Raw genomic sequence first — 14,872 nt, forward strand, 5'->3', positions numbered from 1 at the left:
CCCACGAAAAACGGCTTGGACGATTGTCCGGTTCGGGATTTGATCGGCAGACTCGCGGGCGAAGCCCACGCTACGACAGGCTTAATTCAATGTATCGGCTTGTTTGATAATCAAAAGGTCGTCTGAAAACTGTTTTTCAGACGACCTTTGTGATTTTAGATTGTAGCGTCTTTTCCCACGGAAAACGGCTTGGTTGATTGTCCGAATCAGAATTTGCTCGGCAGACTCGTGGGCAAAGCCCACGCTACGGCTGGCTTGGTAGGAGGGTTGGGGAATAACGGTACGCCGCTCATACTGGACGCGGATTGTAGCGTGGGCTTTGCCCACGAGGAAACGGCTTGGTTGATTGTCCGAATCAGGATTTGATCAGCGGATTCGCGTGCGAAGCCCACGCTACGGCAGGCTTAATTTAATTCACTATATCGGCTGTTTGATAATCAAAAGGTCGTCTGAAAAACGGTTTTCAGACGACCTTTGTGATTTTAGATTGTAGCGTCTTTGCCCACGGAAAACGGCTTGGTTGATTGTCCGAATCAGAATTTGATCGGCAGATTCGCGGGCGAAGCCCACGCTACGGCTGGCTTAATTTAATTCAATGTATCGGCTTGTTTGATAATCAAAAGGTCGTCTGAAAACTGTTTTTCAGACGACCTTTGTGATTTTATTGATTCATCGCATCGCTGGCGGACGGTTTGACGGCAAACTGCCTGTTTTTGCTTATCGGATGCGGGTGTAATGGACGAATGCGTAGCCTGTGCCGTTGGCAGAGGTGTGGGTTTCGCGGGCGGCTTCGCGCCATTCTGACGGCGAAAATTCGGGGAAAAACGCATCGCCTTGGACGTCTAATGCCACTTCGGTAATCCGCAAATCGCTGGCAAGCGGCAGGGCTTGGGCATAGATTTGTGCGCCACCCATGATGATGACTTCTTCCGCAGCGGCACATAATGCCAAAGCCTCCTCAAGGCTGCCGACGGTTTCCGCGCCTTCTGCCGGATAATCTGCCTGACGGCTGATGACGATATTGCGGCGGCCGGGCAGCGGCTTGCGGGGTAGGGATTCCCAAGTTTTTCGCCCCATCACGACGGGTTTGTCGAGGGTATAGGATTTGAAAAATGCGAAGTCCTCGGGCAAGTGCCAAGGCATGGTGTTGTTGATGCCTATGCAGCGGTCGGGCGCGCAGGCGGCAATCAGGGTGATTTTCGGCATGGGTGGTCTTTTGGTTGAGAAGTAGCTGTATTGTAAACGATATGTAAACGCAGGTGTTCAAAAGGAGGCATAAAAACCATATGGCAATGAATGATAACTATTATTTTAGAATATAGTGTTTAGTTTCAAAATAATGCTCAAAACTATTAATATGTAGACAAAAATTTACATACCGTTTATCATTAAAATAGACCGCTTAGATGGTCCTTTATTTATTTGAGATTTTGCATTGTTTGATGCACAAGGGAGCAGTTTATGGCAGGCTCTTATGCCTTATATCGTTGCGCGGTATTGTCCACGTCGAGTGGCTCTTTGTCGGGCATACTCGATCGGGACAGCCCGATTCAGATTCTGCATCTGAATGTATTTATGGAACAACAAGAGTTTGCTGACGGACTGGAAATCAGCAATGAAGAATATTGCAATTGGCGCCGCGAGCATTTGGACAGCGATGTTTCTACAACACCGCCGTCGTCTGAAGATTTATTGAGGACTTTTCAATATTTGGTCGGTCAAGGTTATCACGAAGCCATTGTGACGACGTTGAGCCACAAATTAAGTGATTCTGCCGATATGGTGCGTCAAGTTGCCGAGCAGGTTCCGCAGTTGAAAGTCCATGTCGTCGATACAGGGACATGCTGCATGCCCGAAGGCTTTTTTGCTTTGGAAGCAGACCGCCTGTTGCGCGAAGGAAAAACGCCGACGGAAATCGTTGCTTACTTGTAAGGTTTAAAAGAACGTTGCAACATCATTTTCGGACTGTCCACAATCAAATCCCTTGTCGGCAGCGGCACGATGGCAAGATTGGGTGCTTCGTTGTGCGACTGGTTGGGGCTGCGCGCCGTATTGCGCTTTTCGAAAGATCAGTTGTGCCGGGTCGAATCCACTTCCGATGACGAAAAAATGTTTGATGCCATCATCGACCAAGTGTTGAAACTGATGCAAGGCAAAACAAGGGAACAGTTTATCCTTGGCGGTCTTTATACGGGCGAACGCGACCGGTATCGGATATTTGCAGAACGCTTCTTCAAGCGGACCGGTATCTGTTTGGATGATGGCGTTCCCGTATCGCCGGTAGTGGCAGTACACGTTGGCATCTGCGGCGTAGGCGTCGGCATGGTCGAAAAACTCGAAGCAGCGGCATAAGGAACGACACCGAATCTGCCTGCATTCCTGATGTTTATTAATCGGCAATTCAACATTGTGTAAATTAAAAAAGGTCGTCTGAAACTCCGATTCAGGTTTCAGACGACCTTTTTTTGTCTGAGGTAACGGCTTATTGCTGCTTCGCCGCCCATTCCGCAGGCGTGGCGGCAACGGAAATCGACAGCGCGTGCAATTCGTTGCTGGCCAATTGCGCCTTCAGACCGTCTTTGATCAGGCGGTGGCGGGCGAGGCGGGCTTTGCCTTCAAACTCGGAAGAGACGATGACGGCGAAGAAGTGATGTCCGTCGCCTTCGACTTCAACGTGTTCGCAAGCGGCGACGCCTTCAATCAGCGATTTGACTTGTTCTGGGGTAAGCATTTGTATTCCTTGTTTCAAAAACATTGCGGCATTATACAGAATAATGCCGTCAAACATCGCCAACTTGCTGAGGATAGTATTTTAAAATTTATTCATTAATATTGAATTAACATAAGATTTACAGAGGTCGTCTGAAACGTTTTCAGACGACCTCTTTTCTTATTTTTGGATGTCGGATACTTAAAAATATCATTTTTTTAGTACGGATGAATTCAGGCAAAAGGGTTTTGGCATATAAATTGCTTTCAGATAAAAGATAAAGTTTCACTTTGATTGCAAAATAAAGTTAAGAAAATAGAAGATATCAAGGATAAGCGGATAGATAAATAGCCAAAAGGTCGATAAATCAGTTTTGGGAGATTATTATCTGAGGTATAGATAAATCCTGAAATTTGTTTGAAAGTGACAATATACGTCATATCCGTTGAATAAATTTTGCAATCAAAATATCAGTATCAAATACGATATTTTCATTTTTGGTTATTGGATTGGATGTTTGGAAAGCAGGTTATTCCATCAGTTCAATAATATATTAAATTTATTTGTTTAACATTTTAAATCAGAGAGTCAGCATGAATAAAATCTATCGTGTCGTATGGAACGAAACCACACAGACGTGGAACGCGGTGGCGGAATTCGCCAAAGCGCATGGGAAAACGGCTTCATCAGGCATAGGCGGCATCGTTGCCTCCGTAGGCGTGCGCTTCGCGTTTACCGCCATCATGTCCGGCCTGCTGCTTGCCAGCGGTCAAGTCATGGCTGCAGCAAATAACGGTAAAACCCTTGCCAATGGCAAAGCCGTCACTGCGGCTGTCGAAGGTACCGACTACAACACCTGCTATTTCGATACCACCAGCTACAACGTGGTCTGCGGCGATGATACGACGACTGCGTTAGATTTCATTCCTCAAGACGGCGGACAACCTCCAAAACAAGGTAAATCTGTCTCCATCGGACAAGGAACCCAGACCCAAGGAGAAAGTAACGTTGCCATCGGTCCGAATTCAGCCACTGCCGAAACCGGCTCTATTGCCATCGGTTCTTCCGCCAATGCTGCCAAAAACCAGACTATTGCCATCGGTCAAGGTGCGGCAACGAAAGGTCAGGCTGACATTGCTATCGGTAAAGGTGCGGGTCCCGGCTCCAGTTCTGCAAACGGGCGAAACATCGCTATCGGTGAAAATGCGTTACAAAGCAGCACGAACAGCGATAACGTGATCGCCATCGGTACCAATGCAGGCAGTGGCAGTGACAGTACCCAGTCCATTTACATCGGTAATGGCGCAAACGGTATGGAAACCAAAAACGTCGCTATCGGTAACTTGGCGAAAACCAAAAGCGGCAGTGTCGGCATCGGCGATTCTTCAAATGCGCAAGGCAGATCATCTGTTGCCATCGGCACCAGCGCCACTGTTACTGAAGCGGCAGGTAACGGTATTTCCATCGGTTTCAATTCCAATACTTCGGGTATGAGCGCCGTAGCCATCGGTGGTGCGAGTACCGTTGGCAAGGGTGCGAATGCATCAGGTGCAGCCAGCCTTGCGATTATGGGTACTGCCATTGCCACCGGACAACGGGCTATTGCCGTGGGTGAATCGGCTTTAGGTTCGGGCCCTTACGGCATTGCCATCGGTGGTAAAGCGAATGCGTTAGGTGCTTCCTCCATCGCGATTGGCGGCAGTCAGGCGACGGACAAAGCGACGAACGCAACCGGTAATTTCTCAACTGCTATCGGTTATGGTGCCAAGACCGTCAATCATGATACCACTGCCGTCGGTAAAAACAGCACGGCAAACGGCCTGCGCGCCACAGCCTTCGGTGTAGACAGCAATGCAGGTGCTGAAAACGCCTTGGCTGCCGGTCCGCAAACCACTGCTTCTGCCAAAGGTGCAATTGCTGTCGGTTTTGCCACTCAGGCAACCGGTTTGAGCAGCATTGCAGTCGGTAAGGAAGCCATTGCCACTACAGAAACTTCTACTTCACTCGGTCAAAACAGCCAAGCCACCGCCAACAACGCCGTTGCCATCGGTAACAAAGCCGTAGCGGCAGGTACGGGCAATATCGTAGTGGGTACGAACGCAGGTGTGTACGACGCTACCGTTTCCGCAGGGCGCACAGTCGGTGCGGACACCGTCTATATCGGTGCGGACAGCGGTCGCAATGCCTATACCAACGAACGCCAAATCTCCATCGGTAAAGGTACGGGCAACAACGCTACCGGCGTGGACAACATCGCTCTCGGCTTGCGTTCCGGCGCATTTGTGTCCGGTGCAAACAACGTCGCTATCGGTAGGGAAGCAGGCATGGGTACGGATGCCCAAAAACTGAGCGTCACTTCCACTGTCGCCATCGGTGAAGCTGCAAAAGGCAGCTTCAGCAACACCGTCGCCATCGGTAAAACGGCCTTGGCAGAAAAAGAATCCGCAGTTGCCGTCGGTATGGTTTCCAAAGCCAGCGGCGACAATTCCGTCGCCATCGGTAAGACTGCCAATGCCAGCGCACACGAAACTGTTGCTATCGGTCACGAGACTGTTGCCGGAGCCGTTTCTTCCGTCGCTGTCGGTCAGCGTGCCAACGCATCGGGTAGTGAGGCGGTCGCATTGGGTATCGATTCCAATGCCTCCGGTCGTTTTGCCGTAGCCATCGGTAACATGGCGAAGGTAACCAACAGCAAGCTCAACGGCATTGCCATCGGCAGCAATGCTGTCGCTTCAGAAGACTATGCAATGGCGATGGGTCTTGACACCCAAGCAACGGGCAACAGCTCGATTGCCTTTGGTAATACGACTAAAGCACTTGCTGCAGAAGCTATTGCTATCGGTCATTCCGCCAATGCTGCGGAAGGCAATACTGTCGCCTTGGGTGTATCTGCGACTTCGGCAAAAGCAGGTGCGGTTACTTTGGGTGCATACACCAAAGCTGATGCTGTCAAAGCACTTGCCTTGGGTTACGAATCCCATGCCGTCAATGAAAACGATGTTGCTTTGGGTGGCGGCAGTTTGACCGAAGCGCATCACAATGGCGATTACACACTGAACGGTAACTACACAGCTGCCGGTACATGGTCTTACGGTACGGTTTCCGTCGGTAAAGTCGATGCAACCACCCCTGCCAACAACTTCACCCGTCAAATTCAAAACGTCTCTGCGGGTGTCATCAGCGCAACCAGCACCGATGCCATCAACGGCAGCCAGCTTTACGCGACCAATTCTTACCTGCTCAACTTGGGTAACAACGTCAAAAACGCCTTGGGCGGCAGTACCCAAATCGACGATGCAGGCAACCTGACCCTGAACAATTTGGGCGGTACAGGCAAAGCCAATGTTCACGACGCTTTGGAAGCGATGAACAATAAAATCGACCAATTGGGTGGCGGCAGCTCCAGCCATTTTTACAGCGTTAATACGGCCTCTGATACCCGAGGCAACTACAACAATGACGGTGCAACCGGATTGGATGCTCTGGCAGCAGGTGCGGACGCGCAGGCAGCGGGCGATTTTGCCGTAGCCGTCGGTACAGGCGCGCAGGCGGTAATTTCCAACTCTATCGCCATCGGTAAAAACGCCTCCGTCGATGCAGATACCGCCTCCGTTGCCGCCGTCAACGGTGCGACCAAAGGTGAAGGCTCCGTTGCCATCGGTGCGAACACCAAAGCCAGCGGCACCAACGCTACCGCCGTCGGTCAAGCGTCCAACGCCTACGGTCAAAACTCCTTCGCAGGCGGTCAGTCTTCCAAAGCATTGGGCAAATCCAGCGTAGCGGTTGGTGACGGCGCAATCGCCAACCAAGATTCCTCCACCGCAATCGGCGCATACAGCCAGTCCACGGCGGCAGGTGCGACCGCGTTAGGCTTCAATACCCGCGCAACCGCTTCCGGTACTGTCGCGGCAGGTCGCAACAGCAAAGCCACTTCCAACAATGCTTTGGCATTGGGTAACGAAGCAGACGCGCAAAAAGACGACACCATCGCCATCGGCTACAACGCCCAAGCCACGCAAAACCGTGCCGTAGCCTTCGGTAAAAATGCCAAAGCCACCGCAGGCGACACCTTTGCCTTCGGTGATGCGGCAAAAGCTTCTGCAAGCAACGCTATTGCGCTCGGTAAAAACGCCAATGCCGCTCATGCAGACTCCATCGCATTGGGTGTCAATTCCGCAACTGAAGCAGCCGTTCAGACGACCTCTGCTACCGTTGGCGGTCTGACCTTCGGCAACTTTGCAGGTAACGCACCTTCATCCACACTCAGCATCGGCACGGCAGGCAAAGAGCGTACGATTACCAACGTCGCCGCAGGCCGCATCAGCGACAGTAGCACCGACGCAGTAAACGGCAGCCAGCTTTATGCGACTCAAAACGTCATGAACAACATCGGTAAGAGCGCAGTCGGCGTATTGGGTGGAAACGCAGCCATTGCAAATAACGGCACTATTAAGATGACTGACATTGGCGGTACGGGTGAAAGCACTATTCATGATGCCATTGCTTCTATCAACAAAGCCTCTTACAAATCGTTCAAGCTGAATACGGCTAAAACCAACAATACCAATGGTGTTGCTGAAAACTATTCTTTGGAAGAAATTACCAATGGTGCGACCATTACGCTGGAAGCAGGTCAAAATATCCGTTTGAGCCAAAATAAAGGCGCAGTCAGCATCAATACAGTTGATGCTCCGACTTTTGCAGGCAAAATTACTGCAAATGGCGGTCTGGATATGGCAAACAACAAGATTATCAATGTTGCCAAAGGTAGCGATCCGTCTGATGCAGTGAATTTTGAGCAGTTATCGGATGCAATTAAAAACGTCCATGTAACTACATTGACTACGGTTAGTAATTCAACACCGTTCTCCTATATTGGTTCCAACGGCAAAATGTTGAGACGCGAAGTAGCCATTGATCCAAATACGCAAACACGCACCGTTAAGTTTGTCGATGTAGAGGATAACACTGACTATACAGGCAATGACGTAACGATTGCCGCATTGAATCCGACCGACCCTCAAACCTCGACTCCGACGACTATCGGTAATGTTAAAGATGGTCAGAAGCAAAACGATGCGGTAAACGTATCCCAGCTGGACAAAGTTGCCAAAGTACTTGGCACACAGGTTAATCCTGCTGACGGCTCTATTACTGCACCGAATTACACAGTTATTTCCGGCAATCCTGATAGTAGCAGCGTAGCGACTTACCATACTGTCGGAGAAGCATTAAGTGCGTTAAGCGATGCAGCACGCACACCGCTGACGTTTGCCGCTGATGCCGGTACGCCCTCAACTCGACGTTTGGGCAGCACTGTCACCGTTAAAGGCGGTGAAGCCGATGCAACCAAACTGTCCGACAGTAACAACATTGGTGTGGTTTCAGACGACACTACCGGCACACTCAACGTCAAACTGGCGAAAGAGCTGAAAGGTCTGACCTCGTCTGAATTCGTCGACGCAGCAGGCGGCAAAACCACCGTTTCTGCAGACGGCGTGACCGTCGGCACGGCGGCAAACCCCGTCAAACTGACGACCGAAGGTCTGTCTAACGGCGGTAAGAAAGCAACCGACATCGCTGCCGGTGTGAACAATACCGACGCCGTCAACGTCAGCCAGCTCACTCCGTTGGCAACCGCATTGGGCGCAACCGTCAATCCGACTACCGGCGCGGTTGAAGTACCGAATCTGGTGGTAACCAAAACCGACGGCACGCAGGCCGCACCTGTCAACACCGTACAAGGCGCGTTGGACAACATCGGTACCGAGCTGCAAAAAGGCCTGACTTTCGGCGGCGACAACGCAGACAAGAATTTCGAGCGCAAACTCGGCAACCAAGTTTTCGTCAAAGGCGGTGCGGATGCGGCGAAACTGTCCGACAACAACATCGGCGTGGTTTCAGACGACCTTAACGGCACGCTCAACGTCAAACTTGCCAAAGATTTGCAAGGTTTGAACAGCGCACAATTTGAAACCGACGGCAACGTGACCACCATCAACGGCGGCAATGTTTCCTTGGCTGACAAAGACGGCAATATTGCCGAAACCACAGCAAACGGCATCACCCTGACCCCGGTGCCAAGCAGCGGCAAAGAAGCCGTCAGCCTGACCAAAGACGGTCTGAACAACGGCGGCAACAAGATTACTAAGGTTGCCGAAGGCACGCTTGCGGCTGACAGCACCGACGCTGTTAACGGAGCGCAACTGTACAAAGTTGATCAGAAAGCCAACACCAATGCCGAAAATATTGCTAAAGGTATCAATATCGGCGGTACAAGCGGCAGCAACAAATACGCATTGGGCGACACTGTCAACATCAAAGGCGACAGTAACATTACCAGCGAAACCGTTGAAGGCGGCGTACAACTGAAACTTGCCGACACCGTCAAAATCGGACAAGACAGTGGCAAACCTGTCAGCATCGACGGCGTAAACGGTACTGTCAGCGGTTTGAGCAACAAAGCCTTGGGCGGTGCGGACTTCGCTACCAAAGGTCAAGCAGCGACTGAAGAGCAGTTGAACGCTACCCAAGCCAACCTGGCGAAAATCCTCGGCGGTAACGCGGCCAACGACAATGGCAACGTCAACTTCACCGACATCGGCGGTACAGGCAAAACTAACGTCCACGACGCGATTGCCGCAGTCAAAGAAACTGCCGAAAAAGGCTGGAACCTGAACGCCAACGACGAAACCTCGTCTGAAAAAATCGCTGCAGGCGACACCGTAACCTTCAAAGAAGGCAAAAACGTCAAAGTCAGCCGCAACGGTAAACACATCACCGTAGCGACTTCAGACGACGTATCCTTCAACAAAGTAACTGTCGGCGACAGCGTTCTGACCGACAACGGGTTGACTGTGGGCAACGGCAAAGCAGGTAATCCTGTCAGCCTGACCAAAGACGGTTTGGACAACGGCGGCAATAAAATCTCCAACGTCGCCGCAGGCGAGGCAGATACCGACGCAGTGAACGTTGCCCAGTTGAAAGCCAATTCAGGTCGTGTGGAAAGCGGCGACGACAACATCGTCGTTGAAACCGACAAAACAGGCGGTTCTAACGTTTACAAAGTTTCTACCGCTAAAGACCTGAAGGCTGACAGCCTGACCGCGGGCGAGACTGTTGTGAACAACAGCGGCGTAACCGTCGGCGACAAAGTGGCTCTGGGCAAAGACGGTCTGAAAGCAGGCGATGTGAACATCACTGCCGACGGCATCGACGCTGGCAATAAAGCCATCAGCAACGTTGCCAAAGGCGTAAAAGCCACCGACGCCGTCAACGTCGCCCAGCTGAACGAACAACTCGCCGCCACTGAAAAAACCACCACCGTCGTCGCCGGTAAGAACGTTACCGTCAGCGAAAAAGTGGACGGCAACAACACCGAGTACACGGTTAACGCCGACAAGACCACCCTCAGCCAAGCGGCGGGCGGTGCGGTTAAAGTCAGCGAAGGTGCGAAAGACGCCGACGGTGTTACCGATTACGCCCTCGACTTGACCGACGAAGCCAAAGCCGACATCGCCAAAGGCGTAGCGGCGAAAGACGCGGTGGACAACAAAGGTCTGACCTTTGCCGCCGACAACGGCACGACCGGTGCGAAGAAACTGGGTGACAGCCTGAGCGTCAAAGGTGACGGCAACATCCTGACCCGCGCCGACGAAAACGGCATCGGCTTCTCGCTGGCCGACAAGATTACTGTCGGCAAAGCAGGCAAAGGCAACAAACCGCTCGTAATCGACGGTACCGCCGGTCTGATTTCCGGTCTGAGCAACACCACCCTGGGCGGTGCGGACTTTGCCACTAAAGGCCAAGCCGCAAGCGAAGAGCAGTTGAACGCAGCACAAGCCAACCTGGCGAACCTGCTCGGCGGTAACGCAGCCAACGACAAAGGCAACGTCACGACCACCGACATCGGCGGCACAGGCAAAGACAACGTCCACGACGCCATTGCCGCAGTGAAAGAAACTGCCGACAAAGGCTGGAACCTGAATGCCAACGACGAAACCTCGTCTGAAAAAATCGCTGCAGGCGACACCGTAACCTTCAAAGAAGGTAAAAACGTCAAAGTCAGCCGCAACGGTAAACACATCACCGTAGCGACTTCAGACGACGTCTCCTTCGACAAAGTAACCGTAGGCGGCAGCGTTCTGACTGATAATGGACTGACTGTGGGCAACGGCAAAGCAGGCAAGCCCGTCAGCCTGACCAAAGACGGTCTGAACAACGGCGGCAACAAAGTGTCCGACATCGCCGCAGGCGAAGCCGACACCGACGCAGTGAACGTTGCACAGCTTAAAGCAGCCGCAGCGAAAGCGACATCCAAAGTGGACAGCGGCAACGACAACATCGTCGTCACCCCCGAGCAAAATGCCGACGGCAGCACCACTTACAAAGTGGCGACCGCACCCAACCTCAAAGCCGACAGCTTCACCGCAGGCGATACCGTTGTGAACAACAACGGCGTCAACGTCGGCGACAAAGTGGCGCTGGGCAAAGACGGTCTGAAAGCAGGCGATGTCAACATCACTGCCGACGGTATCAACGCAGGCGGTAAGAAAGTGACCGGCGTCGCCGCAGGCACCGTCGCCGCAGGCAGCACCGATGCCGTCAACGGCGGACAACTGCACCAGGTTTACGAACTGATCGGCAGCAACGGCGGCAACGTCAACACCGCACCGCCGTCAGTCGAAGCAGACGGCAAAGCAGGCTTGGGTAATATCAAAAACATTACCCTGGTGGACAACAGCAACAACCCGAACGTGACCAACGTCACGAACGAGACCAAGATTGCCCAGTCCAACGGTTACAGCCTCGTGACCTACAACGTCGAAGACCAAGGCATGTACGTGACCAACAACGTCATCGAAGCCGTAGGCCGTATGAACGAACAAGGTATCAAGTTCTTCCATACCAACGACGGCGAAGTGAACCCCGACGTACAGGCACGCAACAGCGAAGACTCCAGCGCGAGCGGCGCATACGCCACGGCAGTCGGCTTCCAAGCCGCCTCCAAAGGCACCAACGCCATCGCCATCGGTAAAGGCGCCAAAGCCAACGCCGAGAACACCATCGCCATCGGTACCGGCAACATCGTCAGCGGCAAAAACTCCGGCGCCATCGGTGACCCGACCGTAGTAAGCGGCAACAGCTCTTACTCCATCGGTAACAACAACAACGTATCCGCCGACAACGCCTACGCATTGGGCAGCAACATCAAAGCCACGGTCAACGACTCCGTCTACCTCGGCGACCGCGCCCAAACCCAAGGCATCCATACGGCTGATGCGGCCAAAGGCGAAGCCTATACCTACGGCGGCCTGAACGACAAAGCCGTGGCAGGCAAAGCAGGTTCGGCTGCCGCCGCGAACAAAGTCGCCGGTGTTGTTACCGTCGGCAACGGTACGGACGAGACCCGTCAGGTACAAGGTGTGGCGGCAGGCGTGGTATCTGCGGATTCGACCGATGCGATCAACGGCAGCCAGTTGTATTACACCAATCAGGCGATTAACCAAAACGTGACCAACATCGGCAATTACGTGGTGAACATGGGCAACCAAATCAACCAACGTATCGACAATGTGGAAAGCGATTCCAAAGCCGGTACCGCAGCAGCCATGGCGGTCGCCGGTCTGCCGCAAGCCTACCTGCCGGGTAAGAGCATGATGGCGGTTGCAGGCGGCGTTTACCGCGGTGAAAGCGGCTACGCAGTCGGCTTCTCCAGCATCTCCGACGGCGGCAACTGGATCATCAAAGGTACCGCTACCGGAAACTCACGCGGCCACTACGGCGCGACCGCAGGTGTCGGCTACCAATGGTAATCCTGACCTAAAGCCTGTTTGAAGGCAAAGCAAAGGTCGTCTGAAAACCCGAAACAGGGTTTTCAGACGACCTTTTTCTATATCGGATTGCATGGGAGGGAGGGTTCCAATATGCTCAGTTTCGCAAACACTCGCTTAACACAAAACGCTAAGATTTGTTTTCAGACGACCTTGCAGCCATGCCCGACTATTTTTTGTGGCAAAATTCAGCCATGTTCCACATGGTCAGTCCGCGTATTTAAACTGAAGAAATTTCAAGCCGGCTGACTAAACAGATTACAAGGAGAAACAGACATGAGCCGCATTTTATCCTCACTGCGCTATCCGCTGATTCAAGCGCCGATGGCGTTTGCGCATGACACAGAGCTGCCTCTGGCTGTCGGCAAAACCGGCGCTTTGGGTTCGTTGGCAGGGGCGATGTATGACGCCGCGGGTTTGGAAAAAGCGTTGGCACGGATGAAGCAGGAAGGCGGCGGCCGTCCGTACAACCTCAACTTTTTCGCCCACCGCACGCCGTCTGCCGATCGCACGCAATACGAGGCATGGTCTGCCGTGTTGCGTCCGTATTTCGAAGCTTACGGGCTGACGGAAAACGACATTCCCAGCGGCGGCGGGCGGCAGCCGTTTGATGCCGATGCTTTGGCATGTGTGGAACGTTACCGCCCGCCTGTGGTTAGCTTCCACTTCGGCTTGCCCGTGCCCGAATACTTGCAGCGCGTCAAAGCGACGGGTGCGGAAGTGTGGAGCAGCGCGACGACGGTCGAAGAAGCCGTCTGGCTGGAACAAAACGGCGCAGATGTCGTGATTGCCCAAGCGTGGGAGGCGGGCGGTCATCGGGGATGGTTTTTAAACCGCAATCCCGACAGCCAAAGCGGCTTGTTCGCCCTGTTGCCCGCCGTCCGCAAGGCCGTGCGCCTGCCCGTCATAGCCGCAGGCGGCGTTTCCGATGCCGCCGCCGTCCGCGCCGCGTTGGGATTGGGCGCGTCCGCAGTACAGGTCGGAACCGCCTTCCTGCTCGCAGACGAAGCCCTGACCAAACCTGCCCACCGCGCCGCCATCCAAACCGCCCGTCCTGAAGATACCGTGGTAACCAACTTGTTCAGCGGCGGCGCGGCGCGCGGGCTTTACAACCGCTTCATACGCGAAGCTGGTCCGATGAATGACGCAGCGCTCCCATTTCCCTTGGCAGGCGCAGCCGCCGGCGCATTGAAAGCCGCCGCCGAAAAACAAGGCTGCTACGACTTTTCCCCATTTTGGGCAGGGCAAAACGCAGGACTGTGCCGCCCCGGCAGCGCGGCGGAAATCGTCGAACGGTTGTGCGGCAGCATCGAGCGTTAGGACGGTTTGAGCACAGGCAAGGTGGACGTTGCAAAAAGGTCGTCTGAAAATTGAAAACAGGTTTTCAGACGACCCGTAGCGTGGGCTTTGCCACGAAATGAAGATAAAGACAACCGCCCGATTCGGATTGTCGGACAGCAGGTTCGCGGACAAAGCCCACGCTACGGATTGGGTCTCTTCCGAGCTTGTCGATTAGTGGTGCCGGAGGTTTTCATTTGCCGCCAATCAGGGGTTTGCGGGTAATGCGCAGCCTGCCGTCGGACAGATATCGCTTTTCCTGAACATATAGTGGATTAACTTTAAATCAGGACAAGGCGACGAAGCCGCAGACAGTACAGATAGTACGGCAAGGCGAGGCAACGCCGTACTGGTTTAAAGTTAATCCACTATAAACCGATTGCAGCCCTTTACCGGAGATGCCGCGGAAGCGTCCGCCCATATGGAACGCAGCGCCCGATTTGGTGAACGTTTTGATTTATGCTTTATTCTTATAGAAAACAAGAGGAAATGATATATGTCTTTCTTTAAAAATAAATTAGGCATCTTGTTGGCATTAATCTATCTAATCGCATCAATGGTTATTTTGGATGATAGTACAGAGGGGAGCTGGGGAGGTTTTCTTCTCTTCGTCTTAGCCTTTCCCTTTTCCATTTTGTCCTTATTCGTTTCCAATTATGTAAATGGCCCGTTAGCCAATTGGGTATTTATCTTTCTGAATGCAATTTGGTGGTTTTTACTGGGATGGTTAATCACTAAGATTTTTAGAAAAAAGATTCAGACAGAATAAATCCGGATTGACGATGATTTTTGCAAAGGTCTCCCGTAGCGTGGGCTTTGCTCATGAGATGAAAGCCAAAATGGATGCCCATTTGGCTGTTGTCTGATTTGGATTTAGATAGTAGGTTTCGTGGGCAAAGCCCACGCTACTTGGGTTATCCCAAATCTGCAGAGATTGAATAAAAGGTCGTCTGAAAAAAAGCGTAAACGAGTTTCTTTAAAACCCGAATCT

The 14,872-nt window shown here is 52.6% G+C and carries 7 protein-coding genes and 1 pseudogene; 4 read left to right on the top strand and 4 right to left on the bottom strand.

Features of this window, described 5'->3' with window-relative positions:
• Nucleotides 1-81 precede the first annotated feature (81 nt).
• Together H3L95_RS11050 and H3L95_RS11055 are read right to left on the bottom strand one after the other, a co-directional pair.
• Nucleotides 82-327: a hypothetical protein gene (locus H3L95_RS11050; protein WP_182096155.1), complete on the bottom strand. Its 246-nt coding sequence runs from the start codon at nucleotides 325-327 to the stop codon at nucleotides 82-84.
• 390 nt (nucleotides 328-717) lie between these two features.
• Nucleotides 718-1,206 (bottom strand): dihydrofolate reductase, encoded by a 489-nt coding sequence (locus tag H3L95_RS11055; RefSeq protein ID WP_003762131.1) that lies wholly within the window; start codon nucleotides 1,204-1,206, stop codon nucleotides 718-720.
• A gap of 369 nt (nucleotides 1,207-1,575) precedes the next feature.
• Here H3L95_RS11055 and H3L95_RS11060 point away from each other — a divergent pair.
• Nucleotides 1,576-2,352: pseudogene (locus tag H3L95_RS11060) on the top strand (DegV family protein).
• A 130-nt stretch (nucleotides 2,353-2,482) separates the two neighbouring features.
• Here H3L95_RS11060 and H3L95_RS11065 read toward each other — a convergent pair.
• A complete protein-coding gene (locus H3L95_RS11065; RefSeq protein WP_029609441.1) occupies nucleotides 2,483-2,731 on the bottom strand; it encodes a BolA family protein in 249 nt (82 codons plus the stop codon).
• 572 nt (nucleotides 2,732-3,303) lie between these two features.
• Between H3L95_RS11065 and H3L95_RS11070 the strand changes: the two genes are divergently transcribed.
• Both H3L95_RS11070 and H3L95_RS11075 read left to right on the top strand, forming a co-directional pair.
• Complete coding sequence (locus H3L95_RS11070; RefSeq protein ID WP_003762119.1) at nucleotides 3,304-12,525, top strand: ESPR-type extended signal peptide-containing protein; 9,222 nt, start codon at nucleotides 3,304-3,306, stop codon at nucleotides 12,523-12,525.
• Between the two features lie 294 nt (nucleotides 12,526-12,819).
• Nucleotides 12,820-13,863, top strand: coding sequence for an NAD(P)H-dependent flavin oxidoreductase (locus H3L95_RS11075; protein ID WP_182096156.1), 1,044 nt, complete (start codon nucleotides 12,820-12,822; stop codon nucleotides 13,861-13,863).
• Nucleotides 13,864-14,167: 304 nt separating this feature from the next.
• Here the strand turns inward: H3L95_RS11075 and H3L95_RS14255 are convergent, their stop codons facing one another.
• Nucleotides 14,168-14,302 (bottom strand): hypothetical protein, encoded by a 135-nt coding sequence (locus H3L95_RS14255; RefSeq protein ID WP_003762109.1) that lies wholly within the window; start codon nucleotides 14,300-14,302, stop codon nucleotides 14,168-14,170.
• 75 nt (nucleotides 14,303-14,377) lie between these two features.
• Here H3L95_RS14255 and H3L95_RS11085 point away from each other — a divergent pair, with 75 nt between their 5' ends.
• Nucleotides 14,378-14,650, top strand: a complete 273-nt coding sequence (locus H3L95_RS11085; protein WP_003762107.1) for a hypothetical protein — start codon at nucleotides 14,378-14,380, stop codon at nucleotides 14,648-14,650.
• The last annotated feature ends 222 nt before the right edge of the window (nucleotides 14,651-14,872 follow it).

Source organism: Neisseria sicca (assembly GCF_014054945.1).
GTDB lineage: Bacteria > Pseudomonadota > Gammaproteobacteria > Burkholderiales > Neisseriaceae > Neisseria > Neisseria sicca.